Source organism: Telmatospirillum siberiense (assembly GCF_002845745.1).
Taxonomy (GTDB): domain Bacteria; phylum Pseudomonadota; class Alphaproteobacteria; order Rhodospirillales; family Magnetospirillaceae; genus Telmatospirillum; species Telmatospirillum siberiense.
On sequence record NZ_PIUM01000059.1, the window covers coordinates 1 to 18,967 of the forward strand.

An 18,967-nucleotide genomic window follows, 5' to 3' on the forward strand; every position below is an offset into this window, starting at 1 on the left:
CTCCGCGATTATTATCGCGAGGCCCTGATCCGTGGCGGACAGACCCCCCACGTCCTGGAGAAAGCCTTCTCCTGGCATGATCGCTTCAGAACCACAGGCAGCATGCTCCCCGGTTGAGCGAGCGGTCCGGCGAAAGGCGGGACAAAGGCCCTTCTCCCCTCGTGGGAGAAGGGTTGGGATGAGGGGGCATTTCCCCTCACCCTCCCGCTGACGCGGGCCCCTCTCTCTCCCACAAGGGGCGAGGGAAAAGGCTATGAAGTCCGGGCTTTTGCCCGCTCACTGCCGGGAAGCGATCTTCTCGGCCAGCAGTTTTTTATCGAGGGGGCCGTCGATGCGTTCGACCAGATTGCCTTTCGCATCGATGATGAAGAAGGTCGGGGCCGCCTCCACCTTGTAGCGTGCGATGGTGATTTTCAACGGGTCGGCCAGAACCGGGAAGGACACCGTCATCTGCCGTGCCGCCTTGGCGACGGCATCCTCCGATTGTCCCATGTTGATGGCCAGGATCTCCAGACCCTTGTCGCGTTCGCTGCGGTAGAAGGCGTCGAGATCGGGCATTTCGGCCAGGCAGGGGCCGCATCCGCCAAGCCAGAAATCGAGCAGCACGACCTTGCCTCGCAGATCGGCCAGCCGGATCACCCGTCCGTCGAGCGTCGTCGCCACCAGTTCGGGCGCGGGGGTCCCGCCGCTTGCCGAAGCCGCGCGAGGCTCGTTGCAGCCGGTCAGGCCGAGGATGGCGGCGATGGCGATGGCACCCAGGCAGCCCCTGCGAAACAGGTATGTTTTCACGAGGCCAGCCTTCCATGCTGCAGCCGCACGATGCGGTCGGTTCTCTCGCCCAGATCCGGATTGTGGGTGACGAGGACGATGGTCCGTCCCTCGTCGCGCAATCGTTCCAGCAGTCCCATGACCAGACCTTCGTTATCGGCGTCCAGATTGCCCGTCGGCTCGTCGGCCAGAATCAGGGCGGGGGCGTTGATCAGGGCGCGGGCGATGCAGACGCGTTGCTGCTCGCCTCCCGAAAGCTGGGAGGGCAGGTGATCTCGGCGCTGGGCGAGGCCGACATGCTCCAAAGCCTCCAGCGCCTCCTCCCGGTCGGCGACGGAATGGTAATGCTGGGCCAGCATCACGTTTTCAAGGGCTGACAGATAGGGGATCAGATGAAACTGCTGGAAGACCAGGCCGATCTTTTCCCGCCGGATGACCGTCTGCTCCCGCTCGGTCAGGGAGGCCACGGCGATACCGTCGAGGTGATAGTCGCCCTCGGTCGGCCGGTCGAGCAGGGACAGGATATTGAGAAGCGTCGTCTTGCCCGAGCCGGACGGTCCCATGATGGCGATGAATTCGCCCCGTTGGACATCGAAGCTCACATCCTGGAGGGCGGCCACCGCGCCGAAGCGTTTGCCCAGTCCCCGGATGTCGATCACCATCCGCCCTTGTTCCGTTGAACCGAAGCGCGACGACGTAGCGTCGGAGGTCAATTGGTTCGAGACCGTCATGGTCATTCTCCTTTAAGCACACGGGCGGGAACGATCCGCACGGCGCCGCGTACGGGCAGGACCGCCGCGATCAGCGCGGCGGCGAAGGACAGGCCGAAGGTCAGCGGCACCACCACCGGGCGGAAGGTTACCCAGGCGCCGAACACGGCCTGGCCCAGGACCTGGGCCAGGGCGAATCCCACCCCCAGGCCGAGAGCGACGGCCACCACGCAGATGACCGTCGTTTCCGCCATGAACTGCGCGACGATGCTGCCGTTACCGGCGCCAATGGCCTTTTGCAAGCCGATCTGGGGCGTGCGGGCGGCGACCATCGCGGTCAAGGTGGCGTTGACGCAAAGGATGGTGATGATCAGGACCACGGTGGCGACCAGGGCCATCAAACCTTCGATCTTGTCGAGGATCTTTCCGTCCGCCTGCGAGACCTTGCGGATCGGGCGGACTTCGATGTCGGGAAAGCGACGGGCGAGATCGGCGGCGAGAGCATCGGCCTCGCCACCCCGGGCAATGACGCTCAGCATGGCGAGATCGGCCTGGTCGGGTCTGTCGAGAAGCCTTTGGGCGAGCGGCAGATTGACGAAGACCTGGTCGTCCTCGGCGCCGCCGGTATCGACGATGCCTTTCACCCGGACCTGGACCTGATGGGTGCGGTCCCGGTTGATGATCGTCACCGGGCTGCCGATCTTCATCTGCATCGTCTGGGCGATCCGCCGTCCCACCATGACATTGCGGTCATCGAAATCCGCCGTCACCCACGATCCCTCCACCTGCCAATAGGGCGAGATCGCGCGCAGTCCCTGGAAGTCGACCCCGGCCAGCACGGCATTGGCCACGTCAAGGCGAACCACGCCGTAAAGAAAGGGGCTGGCGCCGACGATTTTACCCTGCGGCAGGGCGCCGATGGCGGCCCGCAGCGTTTCGGCCGCGATGCCATGGGTTCCTTCGCCGCCGGTCTGGCCGGCGGAGCGGGGGGTGACGATCACATTGGCGCCGAAGGCCCGCAATTCCTCGCTCATCTTGATCGATATGTCGAAATAGAGGCTGGTCAGGGCCGAGACCACCGCCGCGCCGACCAGAATGGCACCCAGGGCGATGCCGATCCGACTGCCCCTGACGGTCAGCGAGCGGAAAACCAGCATTGAAAACATCCGCAGGCGGAGCGAGCGATCGCTCCGGCGGCGTCCGGGGTTAGCGTCGGCCATGAAGAACCTCCACCGGCAACAGGGCCGCGATGGCGCGCGATGGCAGGATGGAGCCCGCCAACACGGTGATCACGGAAATGGCGAGGACGACGGGCACGGTGATCGGGCGGACGTCCACGCCGCTCTGGAAGACGCTCCAGCCGACGCCCTGGGCGACGGCGTAACCGGCCAGAATGCCGAGCGCGCCGCCGATCAGGCCGACGATGACGGCCTCGCCGACGAACAGAAGATGGATTTCCCAGGGTGCCGCGCCGAGGGCCTTCATCAGGCCGATTTCCCGGGCGCGTTCCAGGACCGTGGTGTTCATCAGGGCCGAGACGCACATGGCGGCGGCGGCGATGGCGGCCGCGCTGACCACCAGAAGCAGCATCTGGATTCGGGTGATGACGGCGCCTTCCCCCGCCGCGACCTGCCAGATCGGCCGTGCCGAGGTATCGGCCAGGACCTCCTCGATCTGATGGGCGATGGAACCGACATAGGCGGTGCAATACCACTTGTCATATTCCTCGGAGGACAGAGCTTCCGGTCCCCGCCGCGCCTTGCGGGCCAGGTCGTTTTCCGGAACCGTCAGGGCGCTGACGTCGATCGACTGGATGCGCCCCGGCAGGCCGGCCATCGCCTGGGCCATCGCCAAAGGTACGGTCACGCCGTCGTCCTCCTCTCCGCCGGTGGTCAGAATGCCGGCGATGGCAACGGTCCGGAGAGGGCCGTCGGCCCCGTCGCCGGTACGCAGTCGCAATGTTCCGCCCGCGACGACGCCCAGGCGGGCGGCGAGACGGCTGCCGACCAGGGCTTGCGATTCCGAGGCGTCGTCCGGCCAGGTCCCCTCGACCTGCCAGAATCGGTTGATGTCCCGGACGCCGGTCCGATAGCCCTCGTCGCTCGGCAAGGGCAGGAGATGGTCGAAATAGGTGCCGGTGACGCTGATTCGCAGGGCCGTTCCGTCGATCTCCGCCGTCGCCGGCAGGGCGAGACGGGGAACCAATCCGACGATATTGTTGCGCCAGAAGATATCCTTGATTTTCGGCAGATCCCGCTCGTTCAGGTAATCGCGTCCCTTGAGCGGGTTGTAATCGACGCCGCCGATCAGCAGCGGCATGGCGTCGGCCTTTGGCGTGACGCGGATGTTGGAGCCGTAGGAGGTCATCTCCTTCGCCATTTTATCGCCGACGTCGACGGACAGGGCGAACAAGGTGGTGATCAGCGTCGCCGCCAGGGCCACCGTCGCCGCGGCCAGTATCTTGCGGCGGCGGCCTTCGAAGAACGAACGCCACAACATTCTCAAAACCATGATCTCACCCGTGTTCCCGTTGCTTTCCGCCCCGCAGATAGGCGTCGGGGTCGGCGCGGAATTTGTCGTAGCTGTCCTTGTCGCCGAAGAAGTAGGTGCGGCCGCCCGCTTCGTGTTGGAACGGCGCCTTGCCGCTGGTCAGCTTTTGCCCCGTGACCGGGTCGGTGACCTCGACATCCACCACTTCCGTAAAATGACGGGCGCCTTTCTCCAGACTCGATGCGGCGATGACGATGGTGCCGTCCTCGACGGTATGGGGCAGGGGGATGGGATTGCAGCCGCCGGATTTGCCGATCGACGGCCGGAACATCCGGACATTGCAGGGAACGCAGATGACTTCGTCGCCGTGCTGGATATAGCCGCCGTCGCCGCAGACCATGCAGGCGTCGAAGACGACGCCGATATCGATATGCGCCTCGTCATAGCGATTGATCAGGAAAAAGCGCACCCGATGCCCGGCCGAACTGATGTAGGCGAAACGATGAAGGTTGCCGTCCTTCACCCGTTCGATGGGAATGCGGATCTCGTCTTTCCCGTCGGCTTGCATCCCAATCGCCTCGGACAAGGTCGGCGGCCGTGACGCGTAAAGATCCTGAAAGGCCAGAATGGCCAGCAGAAGCGCCGTCGCCCCGGCCAGGCCCCGGCGCCAACGCGATTGGGTCAGCGCCCGGGCGATCCGCAGGCGCCGTTCGATCCGGTCCTCGGTGACGCCGATGCGAAACCGGCGGCGAAAGGCCACGAGGATCAGGAGCAGGGTAAGCCCGAGGTCGATGTAGACCTGCCAGGGTTCGATCACCGACAACCGGGCGACGTAGGTGATCCGCTCGGCCGTGACGCCGATCTGGTCCAGCCGCAACAGGCCCAGCATGGTCTGGCCCGATCCGACGGCCAGCGCCAGGACCAGGACGACGGCGAGTGCCGTGGCCGCGGGGCCCCGTCCGGCCATTCTCGCCACCTTGGCCAGTTGGAGGGCCAGAATGGCGAGCAGGGCGGCGCCGAACAGGATGGCCGTGCAATTGACGATCAGATCCGTATTGACCACGTCGGTCGCGCTCAGGCCGTGATTGACGGTGGCGTTCCACGCGGCGAACAGGCCCTGGGCGATCTCCACGGCCGCCAATATCGGGGTGAACCGGGCCAGGATTGGGGTGCCCGTTTCTTCCACCAGGCGGAGGGAGCGGACATTGAGGGCAAGCAGCATCAGCGTCGCGGCGTTCGTCACGAAGCCGGCGACCTGCAAGCCGGTGTTGCCGGCCGTCTCGGCGGTACGGGCGATGGCTAAAAGAATGGCAAGAGCGCCGACCAGGGCGCCGGCGCAGACCCCCCGGGCGAGGCCGGATCGCCGGGGCTTGTCCGGCGCGGGGAGCGTCGCCGTCCAGAGAACTATGATCAGAACCGCCGGGACCAACGCATGGGCCAAGGCGGCAATGTAGAAAGCCATCGACTGTCTCCCGGGGGTTTCGGCGCCGCTCCCGCCGAAGGGGGGCGGCGCCGTTCCCATGCCTGCGTGAGGGTTACTTTTTCTTCGGTACGTAGGAGAAATCGTAGTCGACGCTGAACGGCTGGAACCACGGACCCACCCCGGTGGCCTTGTCGGTGTGGCGCCCGAATCCCTGGCGCTGGGGGTTGTCGATGTGGAAGCTCACATGATAGTTCCCGGTTCCCAGCATCTTGACGTTGGAGCCGTAATGAGGCCCGTCGGCGGCCACCATCGGCATCAGCGTGCCATTCTCCGTCTTGCCGGTATCCTTGTTCTCCAGGCGATAGGTGATGGTCAGGGCGGGGATCCATTCCCCGGCGCCGAAGCCGTTGGGATTGCCCTCGGCGGCATGGACGTCGACCTCCAGATGGACGTCGGCCTGGGACGCCGCCATGTCGATCCCGTGGGGTTCCATCTCGATGGGGTTCAGATAGACCGCGGCGATGTCCATCGCGTTCAGGGCCTTCGTTTCGCCGATCGGGGTTTCCGGATTGTCGGTTCCCTTCTTTTCGGCCGCCATCGCCCCGGTTGCCATCATCGTCACCAAAGCCAGGGCAATTCCAGTCACAGTTCTCATTCGGACACTCCTTAAAATTCGAGACGGCAGATCCGTCGTCGCTACGGTCACTCGCGTAGTTCCTTGAAATTCAGTTTTGCCGGCCATTCACGGCCTCGGTGCCGCGCTGCCGGACAATGACGGCCAGCGAGACCAGGGCGGCGATCACCAGAACGGCCTGCGGCGCCAGGCTCTGCCAATAGGGGTAAAGGCCGAGCGCCGGGAATTCGGGCGCCCAGGGGATGAGGGTCGGCGTGAATATCTTGCCTTCGACGAGTTCCATGACGCCCTTTCCGGCGAACACGAAAGCCATCAGATAGAGCAGCGCGCTCGTCGCCTGGAAGAAGGGACGGATCGGCAATCTCAACGCGCCGGCCCGCATGCCCCAATAGATGACGGCCAGACCCAGGCAGCCCAGGGCGAAGCCGCCGGCGATGGCCAGCAGGCCGCTGGTGGAGGCCGTGGTGGTCAGCGCCTGATAGAACAGAACGGTTTCGGCGCCCTCCCGATAGACGGCCAGGAAACTGGTGAACCACAGGGCCCTGACCGAACCCGACGAGAGGGATCCGGCGACCTTATCCTTGATATAATCAGACCATTTCTGCGCTTCGGCCTTGGATACCAGCCAGTAGCTCACCGAGAACAGGACGGCGGCGGCCACCAGCATGGTGGCGCCCTCCAGCACTTCCTGGCTGGCGGCGGCCTCGCGGAACGCCAGTTTGAGCAGGACCGCCGTCGCCACGCTGGCCAACAGGGCGACGAGAACGCTATGGCCGATAATCCGCTGCTGGTCGCCATGGCCGGTTTTGACCAGATAGGCGATGATGGCGGTGACGATGATCATCGCCTCGAACCCCTCGCGGAGGATGATCAGCAGCGCATAGCCGAAAAGACTGAGCGGATCGTTGTCGTCTCCGCCCCCCAGAAGGGTGACGGCGCGCGCCAGGTCGGCCGCCATGGCGCCGGCCTCGGTGGTGAATGCGGCGGAGGCGGAAGCGTTTCCAGCCAGAGACATCAGTTTGCTGAAATGCGCTTCCAGAACGGTCTTCAGGGAATCGTCGCGGACGCCGATGCGGGCTTCCATGCCGCTGGCCTCGAAGACGTCGAAATAGGTCGACTGCAGAAGATCGATGGCGGCGGTGCTCTTGCCGTCGCCGATCAGGGCCGATGCCTTGGCGATGGCGGTGTTGACGCGTTCGGCCACCACTTTCCAGTCGGCGGATGGGGCCGGGGCCTCCTTCGCCGCTTCTGCCGCGGCGCCGACCAGCGGCAAACCGGGCAGGCGGGCCGTCAATTCCTCGGTCAGCACCCGTGCCGAGCCGCGGATGAGGCTGGCGGGCCGGCCATCGCTGACCAGCGTCTGAATGCGTCTGAATTCCGCCTCGAAAACACCGTCTTGCTGCTGGGAGACGTAACGGCGGATGGCGATCGTCAGTTCGGAATTTTTGTATCCGTCGAACTGGGCCTTGGTGATGAGGGCTTTTGCCTGAGCGGCATCGCCCTTGTCCAGGGCGTCCGCCGCGGCGATCAGGGTGTCGTGGATGGTGGCGACGGCCTCTTCCCAATAAGGCTCGACTTTTTTCGGCAAGTCCGGCAGGTCCGCCTCAGGCGAGGCGCCGTTGCCCTCCTCGCTCTTCTGGGCGACGAGAACGGCTCCCTTTTCCAGGACCGGCATGATCGCCTCCAGCGCCGCGATGTGGGCTGAAATGCGCCGTTCCACCTCGTCGGGGCTGGCGCCGTCGACCATCAGTTTGCGGATGGCCGCGAATTCGCTTTCCAACTGATAGCCGCGTTTCGCCGAGATATTGATGCGGATGGGGCCTTCCAACCCTTCGAAAAGCTGAAAATAGGAGTTCTGTACCGTCGTCTTGGCGGCATCCACAGAACCGGCCCGATAATCGGACGCCGCCTGCTTCAACATTTCATCAATTCTGCCGAGCGTTCCCCGATAGTCTGGTTTTTCTTCGGCTGCCTGGGCTTGGCCGGCCAGGCAGCCGAGTAATAGAAACGCCATCAGAATCGCTTTCATCCCATCGCTCCTCGCCGGAACCGTCACGAACAGCTTATTTGCTCCGGATGAGGTTTTAATATTGCGAATCATTCGCATAGTCAATAGCCTTACTTTTTACAGGCCATGCGCGGTTGGGGCGGTGGGGACGGGGGCGTCGGAATGATCTTTAACAAAAGTGATATTTATCAAAATGTTATTGTGTTACTTCCCCCCGCGTGCTCACCTCGGATGGTCGGGGGAGGTGTGACCATGAGACCGTTTTCTCACCTTGACGGAGTTGGTTGCGTGTGATTTTCATTAGCAAATTTGTGGGGATTCACCTGTGCCGTTTGGGGGGCTGGAATGTTTTCCGGTCGGGATGACGTCGGTCGTCGACGCCCGCCTTCACGGGGGAGGCCGGTGAACCGATATGGTATTGGTTTCGTTTTAGGTTGGAGGGAGGCAGTCAATGCCGATGAAAATGAGTGCGACGCGTAAGATAAACCGTGGGCCGGCGGGCCTGTTATTTGCGATGTCGATGGTCGGGGTTTTCGCCGCCGCCCCGGCAATCGCCGCCGATGGGGATAATGAGGCCCCGGCCGATGATTTGTGGTCGCAGGATACGCTGACGGGAGACTGGGGCGGGTTGCGCACCCGCCTGGTCGATTCCGGCGTGACCATCGGCCTGACCGAGGTCAGCGAGCTTCTGGGGAACGTCTCCGGCGGGCAGCGGCAGGGCTTCGATTATATGGGGCGGACCGAACTTGCCGTCGATCTCGACCTCGAGAAGCTGCTCGGCTGGCACGGCAGCCTGATCCACGCCAACGGCTATCAGATCCATGGCCGGGGCCTGACGGGCCACAATCTGGGCGGCAACATGCTCGATCCCAGCAATATCGAAGCGACCCGCACCACCCGGTTGTTCGACGCCTATTTCCAGCAGGCCCTGCTGGATGACACGCTGTCGGTCCGCATCGGCCAGATTGCCGCCGACGACGAATTCCTGACCAGCCAATATGCCGCCAATTTCATCAATGGCACCTTCGGCTGGGCCGGCATCATGGCCGCCGACCTGCCGAGCGGCGGCCCGGCCTATCCGCTGGCCACGCCGGGCGTGCGCGTCAAATATGCGCCGAACGAGCAACTGTCCTGGCAGACGGCGCTGTTCAACGGCGATCCCGCCGGCAGTCAGGCGGGGAACGACAACGCGCAGATCCGCAATCGCGCCGGCACCACCTTCAGCACCAACCGCGATCTGTTCGCCATTACCGAAGCCGCCTATGCCTTTCCGGCCGACAGGCAGGCCGGCGAGCTTCCCGCCACCGTCAAGCTGGGCGGCTGGTATCACTCGGCGCGCTTCGACGATCTCCGCTATGACGTCGATGGCGACAAGATCGGCGCCACCGGCGCCGATCCCCGCCGGAACGTCAACAATTACGGCCTCTATGGCGTCATCGACAAGATGCTGATCGCCAAGCCCGATACCGAGGATCAGGGGCTGTCCGGGTTCCTGCGGATGGCCGGCGCTCCCGACGACCGCAATCTCGTCTCGTTCTATGTCGACACCGGCCTCAATTACAAAGGACTGTTCGAAGGACGGGATTCGGACATTGCCGGCATTGCCTTCTCCTTCGCCAAGGTCAGCGACGCCGCCAGCGATCGGGACAAGGACTACAACCGGGCCAATCCGGGGGCGACCCGCCCGGTGCGCGACTACGAGGCGGTCATCGAACTGACCTACCAATATGCAGCCGCTCCCTGGTGGATCATCCAGCCGGACATCCAATACATCATCCATCCCGCCGGCTATGCCGCCAGCCCGACGGCCGACACCTCCCTGCCGGCCTCGGCGATGAAGGACGCCTTCGTTCTCGGCGCCCGCACGACCGTCAAGTTCTGAGGATGGCATGCTCCCGATGATCCCCGGGCTTGTCCCCGGGGATCATCGATCCAAGCGGCTCTTGGCCGGGATGAAACCGGTCCTTATCCGTCAGAAGACAAGGTTTTCTTCGAAAGAGGCCTTATTTGGTCAAGTCGGCCTTAAGTCCGAGCGGCGCATGAGCCTGCCGGAGGCGCAGGCATCATATAAACCCTTAGGCTCTGGAGCGATTGTTGCGTCCCAGAGCCTAAGTCGACGTTCGTTGCTCCCGCCGGGCGTAGCGGTCGAGGTCATCGGGCGTGTTGAGATTGAGGAACGGATCCCCCCCGTCGTCCGACCAGGTGACTTCAGCCACCTTGTAGCGGCGAATCCACGAACCGATTTTCCGGATTTCCTCCTCGACCAGGGCGTGACGCAGCGCATCGGCCAAATGAACCGGCCACAGGCCGAAAACCGGATGCAGCATTCCACCCGACCGGGCGCAGCCGATTTCGGCTTTCTCCTCTTCGACGGCGGCCCGGAGGCGGACCACCAGATCCATCGGCAGCATCGGCGTGTCCGTCGGCAGGCTGAGCAGCCAGCGAATGTCGGGCCGCGTTTCCCTCAGCCATTCCATTCCGGTGAGAATTCCCGCCAGAGGGCCGGCATAGCCGGCGACCACGTCGGCCCTGACAGGCAGGCCGAAACCGGCGAAGCGCGACGGATCGCCATTGGCATTGAGCAGCAGGGGGCCGACCTGCGGTTGGATTCGCTCGATCGCCCGTTGCAGCAGAGTTTTTCCGGCGACGTCGAGCAGCATCTTGTCGCCCCCTCCCATGCGACGGGCGAGGCCGCCGGCCAGAAGGACGGCGGCAACAGGTTCGATCGGAGGCGTTTCGGCCGGAATCATCGGGACTGGCACCAGTTTTCGGGGAATGGGGCGTGATAGTGAAATGGCATGTCCGCGATGCTACCCCGCCCGGGGAGGTCGGGCAAACGCCGACATGGCCTGACATGTCAAGATTGATGCGACATTTGACCATTATCTCGTTTAGATTGTCTGGATGGAATGAATGACGGACACTTGCGCTCAGTTCCATCCGACAGCGGCATTTTTCGAGAAAGAGGATATGTCGGGACCTTACGAGGAAATCGCCTTTGTCCCGGGAGAGACCATCTTCCAGCAGGGCGAGGAGGCGGTTTTCGCCTATTTCATTCGAAAGGGCCGAGTGGCCATTCTGAAGAACGGCCATTCGGTCGCGACCATGACCGAACTCATGGTTTTCGGAGAATCGGTGTTGTTCGGCAACATGCGGCGTCTGGCGACGGCGTGCGCCCTGGTTCCCACGGAATGCGCCTTCATCTCCGCCTCGCAACTGATGGTCCGGCTGGCGGCTTTCGGGCCGGCCACCACCGACGCCATGGGACAAATACTGACCTATATCCGCTCGACTTTGCCGGCTAGGCTGCGTGGTGGCGACATCGTCGAAAGGCCGATCGACCGTCGGATGCGCACGCTTCTGGACGAGGACGCCCTGAAAGCGGTGTTGACGTCGGCGGATCCCTTTCTGCGGGCGCTTCTTGACATCCTGAGGGGCTATGTGCGGGCGCGTCTGCCGCCCCTGGGACCGGACGCCTGAGACGATGATCAGCCCATTCCCAGGGGGGGGCGCCGGCCGTGCCGCGCCGCGGGTCGATGTTTTCATCTTCTGGACGGCGGTGCCTCGGGACGGCGATTTCGGGAAGCTCTTGTCCCGGCTGGATGAGAACGAACAGGCACGGGCGGCGCGCTTTCATTTTAACGAGGACCGCAACGCCTTCATCGCCGCCCATGGCCTGTTGCGCGATGCTCTTGATCGCATCGCCGGTATCCGTCCCTGGCGGTTCCGGCAAATGCCCGGGGGAAAACCGGTCCTCGACGGCGAAAGCGGGAGGGCGCCGCATTTCAGTCTTTCGCATACCCGTTCGATGGTGGCCGCCGCCGTTGGTTGGTATGGCCCCCTGGGGGTCGACGTTGAAACGGTGACGGACGGGCCGCGCCGGGAAGATGTCGCCGGCCTGGCGTTCTCCGCGAAGGAACAGGCTTCGTTGAGCGGTCTGACGGGGGAGGCCTGGAATGATGCCTTTTTCACTCTCTGGACCCTGAAGGAGGCGGCTGTCAAGGCCACCGGGCAGGGACTGTCGGCTGATCTGCCTGGCTTCGCTTTCGCTCTCTCCCCACCGCGGTTGTGTACGCCGGGGCCGGATGGCAGCGACCCCGCCGAATGGCAGTTCCATGCTTGCCGGGTGGTGAATTGCCGGCTGGCCGCGGCTTTACGTGCCGCTGGGCCGAAAGCCGCCTTCCATGTTTCTGAAATCGCGTTCCAGGCTTTGTGATTCCGGGGGCTCAAGCCCACCCGCCGGCATTCATTCCTGGACCTGCTTGACGAAAATTCCTTGGGAACGGGCATGAGATGGATTGAGCTATTTTCAAAATTGGAATAGCGTTCCTATTCTTCCCTCCCTTGCTTCTGGCCTGGAAATCCCAGCGACAGAGCCAAAAATCGGCGAAAACTTAAAACACCTATTTTCTTTGTGGACTTTCTTTTCCGGAAGGTTCACCTTGTGGGCGTCTTAAGGATGGCAAGGGTCATGCGGATAGGTACGGACCAGGAGATAGGCTCTCCAACACCCAATTTGTTGCCGACGAGCAGGGAAGGCTGCGGACGGATACAAAGCGGATTTCCCGCCCCTCTGTTCAACCGTAGCATCGCGGAACTCTATACGGGGCTCACCGGGCAAGGTAGTCTAACCGTAGCAGACGAGCTTCCGATCATGCTTGCCGAACTCCCCACCGTTGACGGAATTCGCGAGCCATAAGTCATCACATCCAAGAGGAAATCGCACATGGGACGCGTAGTGGAAATCACTGATGTGATCTTGAGGGATGCCCACCAAAGCTTGCTGGCCACCCGTATGGCCATGGAAGATATGATCCCGGCCTGCGAGGATCTGGACAACGCGGGCTATTGGTCACTGGAATGTTGGGGCGGGGCCACTTACGACTCCTGCATCCGCTTTCTCAACGAAGATCCTTGGGAACGCCTGCGGACATTCCGTAAGCTGTTGCCGAAAACCAAGCTGCAGATGTTGTTGCGGGGCCAGAACCTGCTCGGTTACCGCCATTACGAGGACGGCGTGGTCGAACGCTTCGTCGACAAGGCCGCCGAAAACGGCATGGACGTCTTCCGGGTCTTCGACGCGCTGAACGATCTTCGTAATCTGAAGACGGCCATCGCCGCCGTCAGGAAGACCGGGAAACACGCTCAGGGAACCATCAGCTACACGGTCAGTCCGGTTCACACCACCCAGGCCTTCGTCGAGATGGCTCAACATCTGAAGGACATGGGCGCCGATTCGATCTGCATCAAGGACATGGCCGCCCTCCTGAAGCCCCAGCAGGCTTATGAACTGGTCAAGGGCATCAAGGAGAAGTGCGGGGCCGACACGCTGATCCACCTGCATGTGCATTCGACCACCGGCGTCACCATGGTTTCGATCATGAAAGCCATCGAAGCCGGTTGCGACATCATCGACACCTCGATCAGCTCGTTGGCTTTGGGGTCGGGCCACAATCCGACCGAGGCCGTGGTCGAAATGCTGAGCGACACCGGTTTTGAAACCCGCCTCGACAAGGCGCGTCTGCTCAAGGTGAAGGATTATTTCGCCAAGATCCGCCCGCGGTACCGCGAGTTCATGAGCGACTTCACCGGCGTCGACACCGAAATCTTCAAGAGCCAGATCCCCGGCGGCATGATTTCCAACATGGAAAGCCAGCTCAAGGGCCAAGGCGCCGGCGATCGTCTGCAGGAAGTGCTGGCCGAAGTGCCGCGGGTGCGCGCCGATGCCGGTTTCCCGCCGCTGGTCACGCCGTCCAGTCAGATCGTCGGCACGCAGGCCGTGTTCAATGTGCTGATGGGCAAATACAAGGCGATGACCGCGGAATTCGCCGACCTGATGCTGGGCTATTACGGCAGCACGCTCGGCAAGAAGGATCCGAAGGTTCTGGCCCAGGCCGAGGCACAGGCCAAAAAGCCGGTGATCACCGGCCGTCCGGCCGATCTGCTGAAGCCGGAATGGGAGCATTTGCGTTCGGCGGCGTTGGCCCTCGAAGGGTGCAACGGCAGCGACGAGGACGTGCTGACCCATGCGATGTTCCCGCAAGTCGCGCCGAAATTCTTCAAGAGCCGGTCGGAAGGCCCCAAGAACCTGGGCAAGGATCCGGTCAAGAAGGAGGCTGCCGCGCCGGCGAAGCCGGAGGGCAAGGCGGATGGCGCGGCCAACGGCAATGGCGGGTTGAAATCACCGGTGACTTACGTGGTTTCCATCCATGGCCGGGAGCACAAGGTTACCGTCGCACCTGGAGCGTAAGGACAGCGCTAGCGCCTTTGGGCGCCGTGATCGGATTGAAGGAAGGGAATATCGATGTCCAAGGATTTCAAGGCTCCGCTACACAAGACCATCGATGAGAAGATCGAGGATCTTCGCGCCAAGCGGGCGAAGCTCGAACTGGGTGGGGGGCAGGCCAGCATCGACAAGCAGCATGCCAACGGCAAGCTGACCGCGCGCGAGCGCATCACCAAATTCGTCGATGAGGGCTCGTTCCAGGAAATCGGCCTGTTCGCCCAGCATCGCTGCACTTATTTCGGCATGGAAGAAAAGGAATTGCCGGCCGACGGCGTGGTGACCGGTGTCGCCAAGGTCGACGGCAAGATCCTGCACCTGGCCAGCCAGGATTTTACGGTTGCCGGCGGGGCGGCGGGCGAGGTGCACAGCACCAAGGTCGCCGCGATGCAGGAACTGTCGCTGAAGACCGGCACGCCTTTCGTGTTCATCAACGACTCGGGCGGGGCCCGCGTCCAGGAAGGCATCGACAGCCTGTCCGGCTATGGCAAGGTGTTCTACAACAACGTCATGCTGTCCGGTTCGGTTCCGCAGATCTCCCTGATTTGCGGTCCCTGCGCCGGGGGCGCGGCCTATAGCCCGGCGCTGACCGACTTCATTATCCAGACCAAGCGGGCCCAGATGTTCATCACCGGGCCGCAGGTGATCAAGCAGGTGACCGGCGAAGTGGTCACGGCCGAGGACCTGGGCGGTCCGGTGGCTCAGATGAACAACTCGGGTGTTGTCCATCTGATCGCCGAGGATGACGAGGACGCTCTTTATCAATGCCGCCGGCTGCTGTCCTTCATGCCGCCGAATAACCTCGAGGATCCGCCGCGCCTGCCGTTCGATGAGGCGCTCGAGTCCGACCCGGAACTCAATCACGCGGTTCCCGTCGACACCAAGCAGGGCTACGACGTCCGTCCGATCATCACGCGGATCGTCGACAACCAGGATTTCATGGAAATCCAGCCAGGCTTCGCGCCGAACATCGTGATCGGCTTCGCCCGTATCGCCGGACGGCCGATCGGCATCATCGCCAACCAGCCGAACGCCATGGCCGGAGCGCTCAACATCGACGCTTCGGACAAGTCGGCGCGGTTCGTACGCTTCTGCAACGCCTTCAATATTCCGCTGGTGACCTTCGTCGACGTCCCCGGCTTCATGCCCGGCGTCGAACAGGAATATGGCGGCATCATCCGTCATGGTGCGAAGATGCTGTTCGCCTATTCCGCGGCGTCGGTGCCGAAGATCACCGTGGTCATGCGCAAGGCCTTCGGCGGTGCCTACCTCGCCATGTGCGGCAAGGAACTGGGCGCCGACCGGGTTATCGCCTGGCCGACGGCGGAAGTGGCGGTGATGGGTGCGGAAGGCGCTGCCGGCATCGTTTTCCGCAAGGAGATCGAAGCGGCCGAGGACAAGGCGGCGAAGCGCAAGGAACTGATCGAGATGTATCGCGAGACCTTCGCCAACCCGTATGTTTCCGCGGGCCGCCGGATGGTCGACGACATCATCGAGCCGTCGGAAACGCGGAAATATCTGGCCCAGGCTCTCGATGCCCTGCATACCAAGCGGGAATCCCGGCCGCCGAAGAAACACGGGCTGATCCCCCTCTGAAAAGGGGTGAAACAGCGCAGCAGAGCAATGCAGGGGAGATCCCATGGCCGTGTTATCGTTGGAAAATGTGTTGGCAGCCGTCGAGGACCTGAAACGCGAAATCGGAGCGTTGAAGGCCGAGGTGGCAACGCTCAAGGCTCGTGACGGGGTGGCGCCGGCTTCGGCCGGCGCCACCCCGGCCGAAGCCGGAGCGGCACAAGAGGTCAGTGAGGAAGTCCTGGTCATGCTGGCGGCAGCCGCGACCACCTTCCTTGGTAAAAAAGTACGGGTCCGTTCGGCCAAGATGCTGCAAACGCCCTATGAGATCGTCAATCCGTGGGCACAGCACGGTCGCGTTTTCATTCAGGCGTCGCATCAGTTGCAGCGCGGGCGTTGAAGCCTTCTCGCGCGGCTTGAGGGGCCGGCACGACTTTTGACTTTCGCCCGTCAACGGTCGGCCTTTCGATGAATTTGGATCATTGGGCGGAACATGAAGCGAGGGGAGTTTCGGCCTTGAAGCTACAGATTGGTATCGACGGAAAGACCTATGAACTGGATGTGGAGGTGATCGAAGAAGATCACGGACCGCGTCCTCGCGGGAATCTGTCGCCTTATTCGGCCCCGCCGACAACCATGCCATCGGCTCCGGCCGCGCCTGCTTCGGCTCCCGCCGACGCCGCGGAAGGTTCGGTGGACGAGGCGAAGGTCTGCCGCAGCCCGGTATCGGGTGTGGTCATCCGCATCAATGTCCAGGTCGGTCAGCAGTTGCAGCCGAACGATCTGATCATGGTGCTGGAAGCGATGAAGATGGAGACCAGCGTCACCGCTCCGGTTGCCGGCAAGGTGAAAGCCGTCAGCGTGGCCCAGGGCGACGGCGTCAAGGCCCATCAGGTGCTGGTCGAGTTCGAATAAACGTCCAAGGGAAGCCACCGAACGTCCGCCGTCAGGCGGGGGTTCGGTGGCGAGGACGCTCGCGGCGGCCTTGTCGTCTGACGATGTTCCTGATATGTTCGGCGGCATGTCCGGTATATCGGCCGTTTCCCCGTCGATCTTTCTTCGCTCCCCCGTCTTCCATCGGGGGCCTTGATGCCCTCGCTCTGCCGCGACTGCGCGCGACCGGCCGAAGACGATCGTTCCGTCTGTCCGCATTGCGGGTCGGGGCGGATGCTTTCCCATCCCGAACTGTTCGATCTGTCGATCGCCCATATCGACTGCGACGCCTTTTATGCCAGCGTCGAGAAGCGTGATAATCCCGGCTTGCGCGATTTGCCGGTGATCGTCGGCCATCCGGGCGGGCGCGGCGTGGTCACCACCGCCTGTTATGTCGCCCGGAAGTTCGGCCCCCGCTCGGCCATGCCGATGTTCAAGGCCCTGGCCCTGTGTCCCGATGCGGTGGTTATTCCGCCCGACATGGCCAAATACAAGAAGGTCAGTGCCGCCATCCGCGCCTTGTTCGCCAAGGCGACGCCCCTGATCGAGCCGGTTTCGCTGGACGAGGCCTATCTCGATCTGTCGGACGGCGTGCGGCTGATCGACCGGACGCCGGCCGTTCTGCTGGTGCGTCTGGCCCGCGCCATCGAACGCGACGTCGGGGTCAATGTGTCGGTCGGGCTCAGCTATAACAAATCCTTGGCCAAGCTGGCCTCGGACCGTGACAAACCGCGCGGATTCGCCGTCATCGGACGGGCCGAGGCGCGTCACGTCCTGTCCGAACTGCCGGTGACCGCCATTCATGGTATCGGCAAGGCGACGGCGCGGCGGATGGCCGAGGCCGGTATTACCAGGGTCGAGCAACTGCAATCCCTGCCCGAGGCGGCCCTGGTGGCGCGTTTCGGCAAATTCGGGCGGGCCCTGTCCCATCTGGTGCAAGGCGACGATCCCCGTCAGATCGTCGCCGATCGCCCTTGCAAAAGCGTTTCGACGGAAACCACCTTTTCCCGGGATTTGTCGGCCTTGCCGCCGCTCGCCAAGGCCTTGGAGGTCTTGGCCTTCGCCTTGGAAAAACGTTTGAAGCGGGCGGGGCTTGCCGGCGAAACCGTCGTTCTCAAGCTGAAAACAGCCGATTTCCAAAGTCTCAGCCGGCAAAGCCGCCTGTCTTATCCGACGCAGCGGGCGGATGTGCTGCGGGAGCACGCCATGCATCTTTTGGAACGCGAAGCCGATGGCCGCGCCTTCCGCCTGATCGGCATCGGCGTCGACCATCTGGCGCCGGCCGAATCGGCCGATCCTCCCGATCTGTTCGGCGCCCGGCGTTTCGGGTAGGGAAGCGGGGCTGAGGAGCATCAGATGGGCGAGATGTTGCCCCCTGATCAGTCCGCGAGCCCCATGACAAACGCCAGGACGGTGTCCAGCTTGAGGATCTCGTCCGTGGTCAATCGGCCGATGATTTGCCCGATCCGTTCGCGCTTAATCGATACAGGTTTGTCGACCATGATCTGGGACGTTTCCCGAAGCCCGTTCGTGTCGGCCGGTTCGATCGTGATTCGAAAGTCCGGCGCATCAGTCAGTTCCGATGTCGTCGGACAAATGATGACGGATGCGTGAGTGTCCGGAAAGACGTCGGACTGCACGACGACGGCAGGCCGAGGCTTGCCATAGTCACCGTTCACCGCTACGACGACGAGATCACCGCGACGCATCGAATTCTGAAACCTCTTCGATCCAATCCAGCGTCTCGCACTCGTTCGCCGATGAAAGTTGCTCGACTTGACGCGCTATTCTCTGCCGTGTGGCGGCGGCTCGGGCATCCGGGACAATCAGACGGATCTCCCGCAATCCACTTTGGCGGCGCCGTGCCCTCATCGCCTTCATTCGTTCGCCCGCCGTCGCCATCTGCCTCTCCATTCCGTAACGCGCGACATTGTAACGCGTTACGGTGTCGCGCGCAAGTTCCCAAGGGCTTATCGCCAGGGTAATCGGGTAAACGCGCGCGAATCTGTTCTTCCGAAAGCAATTCTCGCCGCGGTGGCGCGTTGAGCGGTGCGTCAGGAAAGCTGGCGCGATCCGGCCGGTGGAAGTCCGGCCCAGGTAAGGGGTAGCGCCCGCCTGGTAACGAGTGTTGCGGGGTCGTCGGTGA

The 18,967-nt window shown here is 63.0% G+C and carries 18 protein-coding genes; 8 read left to right on the plus strand and 10 right to left on the minus strand.

Features of this window, described 5'->3' with window-relative positions:
• Positions 1–276: 276 nt before the first annotated feature.
• From CWS72_RS26650 to CWS72_RS26680, 7 genes are all read right to left on the minus strand, one after another.
• Entirely contained in the window at positions 277–789 is a 513-nt protein-coding gene (locus CWS72_RS26650; RefSeq protein ID WP_241911909.1) for a TlpA family protein disulfide reductase, read from the minus strand.
• A complete protein-coding gene (locus tag CWS72_RS26655; protein ID WP_241911910.1) occupies positions 786–1,499 on the minus strand; it encodes an ABC transporter ATP-binding protein in 714 nt (237 codons plus the stop codon). Before CWS72_RS26655 ends, CWS72_RS26650 begins: the two co-directional genes overlap by 4 nt.
• A gap of 2 nt (positions 1,500–1,501) precedes the next feature.
• Complete coding sequence (locus CWS72_RS26660; protein ID WP_241911911.1) at positions 1,502–2,698, minus strand: ABC transporter permease; 1,197 nt, start codon at positions 2,696–2,698, stop codon at positions 1,502–1,504.
• Positions 2,685–3,989 (minus strand): ABC transporter permease, encoded by a 1,305-nt coding sequence (locus tag CWS72_RS26665; RefSeq protein WP_101253706.1) that lies wholly within the window; start codon positions 3,987–3,989, stop codon positions 2,685–2,687. Before CWS72_RS26665 ends, CWS72_RS26660 begins: the two co-directional genes overlap by 14 nt.
• Positions 3,990–3,993: 4 nt before the next feature.
• Positions 3,994–5,430, minus strand: a complete 1,437-nt coding sequence (locus tag CWS72_RS26670; RefSeq protein WP_158240840.1) for a Fe-S-containing protein — start codon at positions 5,428–5,430, stop codon at positions 3,994–3,996.
• Between the two features lie 73 nt (positions 5,431–5,503).
• Entirely contained in the window at positions 5,504–6,046 is a 543-nt protein-coding gene (locus CWS72_RS26675; protein ID WP_101253708.1) for an iron transporter, read from the minus strand.
• 70 nt (positions 6,047–6,116) lie between these two features.
• Complete coding sequence (locus CWS72_RS26680) at positions 6,117–8,054, minus strand: FTR1 family iron permease (protein WP_101253709.1); 1,938 nt, start codon at positions 8,052–8,054, stop codon at positions 6,117–6,119.
• A 430-nt stretch (positions 8,055–8,484) separates the two neighbouring features.
• Here CWS72_RS26680 and CWS72_RS26685 point away from each other — a divergent pair, with 430 nt between their 5' ends.
• The gene (locus CWS72_RS26685; RefSeq protein ID WP_101253710.1) at positions 8,485–9,915 is read left to right on the plus strand and encodes a carbohydrate porin; all 1,431 of its coding nucleotides are present in this window, start codon (positions 8,485–8,487) and stop codon (positions 9,913–9,915) included.
• A 226-nt stretch (positions 9,916–10,141) separates the two neighbouring features.
• On the opposite strand, the gene mobA is transcribed toward CWS72_RS26685, so the two are convergent.
• Positions 10,142–10,783, minus strand: coding sequence for a molybdenum cofactor guanylyltransferase MobA (gene mobA / locus CWS72_RS26690; protein ID WP_101253711.1), 642 nt, complete (start codon positions 10,781–10,783; stop codon positions 10,142–10,144).
• 163 nt (positions 10,784–10,946) lie between these two features.
• Between mobA and CWS72_RS26695 the strand changes: the two genes are divergently transcribed.
• From CWS72_RS26695 to CWS72_RS26730, 7 genes are all read left to right on the plus strand, one after another.
• Positions 10,947–11,513 (plus strand): cyclic nucleotide-binding domain-containing protein, encoded by a 567-nt coding sequence (locus CWS72_RS26695; protein ID WP_101253712.1) that lies wholly within the window; start codon positions 10,947–10,949, stop codon positions 11,511–11,513.
• Positions 11,514–11,517: 4 nt separating this feature from the next.
• Positions 11,518–12,249 (plus strand): 4'-phosphopantetheinyl transferase family protein, encoded by a 732-nt coding sequence (locus tag CWS72_RS26700; protein WP_158240841.1) that lies wholly within the window; start codon positions 11,518–11,520, stop codon positions 12,247–12,249.
• 510 nt (positions 12,250–12,759) lie between these two features.
• The gene (locus CWS72_RS26710; protein WP_101253715.1) at positions 12,760–14,283 is read left to right on the plus strand and encodes a methylmalonyl-CoA carboxytransferase subunit 5S; all 1,524 of its coding nucleotides are present in this window, start codon (positions 12,760–12,762) and stop codon (positions 14,281–14,283) included.
• Positions 14,284–14,337: 54 nt separating this feature from the next.
• Positions 14,338–15,912 (plus strand): acyl-CoA carboxylase subunit beta, encoded by a 1,575-nt coding sequence (locus CWS72_RS26715; protein ID WP_101253716.1) that lies wholly within the window; start codon positions 14,338–14,340, stop codon positions 15,910–15,912.
• A 43-nt stretch (positions 15,913–15,955) separates the two neighbouring features.
• Positions 15,956–16,288 carry a hypothetical protein gene (locus CWS72_RS26720; protein WP_101253717.1) on the plus strand — a complete coding sequence of 111 codons (333 nt, stop codon included), beginning with the start codon at positions 15,956–15,958 and terminating at the stop codon, positions 16,286–16,288.
• Between the two features lie 116 nt (positions 16,289–16,404).
• Positions 16,405–16,803 (plus strand): acyl-CoA carboxylase biotin carboxyl carrier protein subunit, encoded by a 399-nt coding sequence (locus CWS72_RS26725; protein WP_101253722.1) that lies wholly within the window; start codon positions 16,405–16,407, stop codon positions 16,801–16,803.
• A gap of 174 nt (positions 16,804–16,977) precedes the next feature.
• Positions 16,978–18,153: a DNA polymerase IV gene (locus tag CWS72_RS26730; RefSeq protein ID WP_101253718.1), complete on the plus strand. Its 1,176-nt coding sequence runs from the start codon at positions 16,978–16,980 to the stop codon at positions 18,151–18,153.
• 47 nt (positions 18,154–18,200) lie between these two features.
• Here CWS72_RS26730 and CWS72_RS26735 read toward each other — a convergent pair whose 3' ends face one another.
• Both CWS72_RS26735 and CWS72_RS28230 read right to left on the minus strand, forming a co-directional pair.
• On the minus strand, positions 18,201–18,530 hold the full coding sequence (locus tag CWS72_RS26735; protein ID WP_101253719.1) for a type II toxin-antitoxin system PemK/MazF family toxin: 330 nt from the start codon (positions 18,528–18,530) through the stop codon (positions 18,201–18,203).
• The coding region (locus CWS72_RS28230; RefSeq protein ID WP_206747710.1) for an antitoxin MazE-like protein at positions 18,517–18,967 on the minus strand (451 nt) is incomplete at its 5' end. The genes CWS72_RS28230 and CWS72_RS26735, both read right to left, overlap by 14 nt.

What these genes read in the sequence shown, in the direction of transcription:
- CWS72_RS26710 (WP_101253715.1), top strand. Translation starts at nt 12,760, where the DNA reads ATGGGACGCGTAGTGGAAATCACTGATGTGATCTTGAGGGATGCCCAC.
- CWS72_RS26675 (WP_101253708.1), bottom strand. Translation starts at nt 6,046, where the DNA reads ATGAGAACTGTGACTGGAATTGCCCTGGCTTTGGTGACGATGATGGCA.
- CWS72_RS26655 (WP_241911910.1), bottom strand. Translation starts at nt 1,499, where the DNA reads ATGACGGTCTCGAACCAATTGACCTCCGACGCTACGTCGTCGCGCTTC.
- CWS72_RS26685 (WP_101253710.1), top strand. Translation starts at nt 8,485, where the DNA reads ATGCCGATGAAAATGAGTGCGACGCGTAAGATAAACCGTGGGCCGGCG.
- CWS72_RS26680 (WP_101253709.1), bottom strand. Translation starts at nt 8,054, where the DNA reads ATGAAAGCGATTCTGATGGCGTTTCTATTACTCGGCTGCCTGGCCGGC.
- CWS72_RS26720 (WP_101253717.1), top strand. Translation starts at nt 15,956, where the DNA reads ATGGCCGTGTTATCGTTGGAAAATGTGTTGGCAGCCGTCGAGGACCTG.
- CWS72_RS26715 (WP_101253716.1), top strand. Translation starts at nt 14,338, where the DNA reads ATGTCCAAGGATTTCAAGGCTCCGCTACACAAGACCATCGATGAGAAG.
- CWS72_RS26660 (WP_241911911.1), bottom strand. Translation starts at nt 2,698, where the DNA reads ATGGCCGACGCTAACCCCGGACGCCGCCGGAGCGATCGCTCGCTCCGC.
- CWS72_RS26730 (WP_101253718.1), top strand. Translation starts at nt 16,978, where the DNA reads ATGCCCTCGCTCTGCCGCGACTGCGCGCGACCGGCCGAAGACGATCGT.
- CWS72_RS26665 (WP_101253706.1), bottom strand. Translation starts at nt 3,989, where the DNA reads ATGGTTTTGAGAATGTTGTGGCGTTCGTTCTTCGAAGGCCGCCGCCGC.
- CWS72_RS26670 (WP_158240840.1), bottom strand. Translation starts at nt 5,430, where the DNA reads ATGGCTTTCTACATTGCCGCCTTGGCCCATGCGTTGGTCCCGGCGGTT.
- CWS72_RS26735 (WP_101253719.1), bottom strand. Translation starts at nt 18,530, where the DNA reads ATGCGTCGCGGTGATCTCGTCGTCGTAGCGGTGAACGGTGACTATGGC.
- mobA (WP_101253711.1), bottom strand. Translation starts at nt 10,783, where the DNA reads ATGATTCCGGCCGAAACGCCTCCGATCGAACCTGTTGCCGCCGTCCTT.
- CWS72_RS26695 (WP_101253712.1), top strand. Translation starts at nt 10,947, where the DNA reads ATGACGGACACTTGCGCTCAGTTCCATCCGACAGCGGCATTTTTCGAG.
- CWS72_RS26700 (WP_158240841.1), top strand. Translation starts at nt 11,518, where the DNA reads ATGATCAGCCCATTCCCAGGGGGGGGCGCCGGCCGTGCCGCGCCGCGG.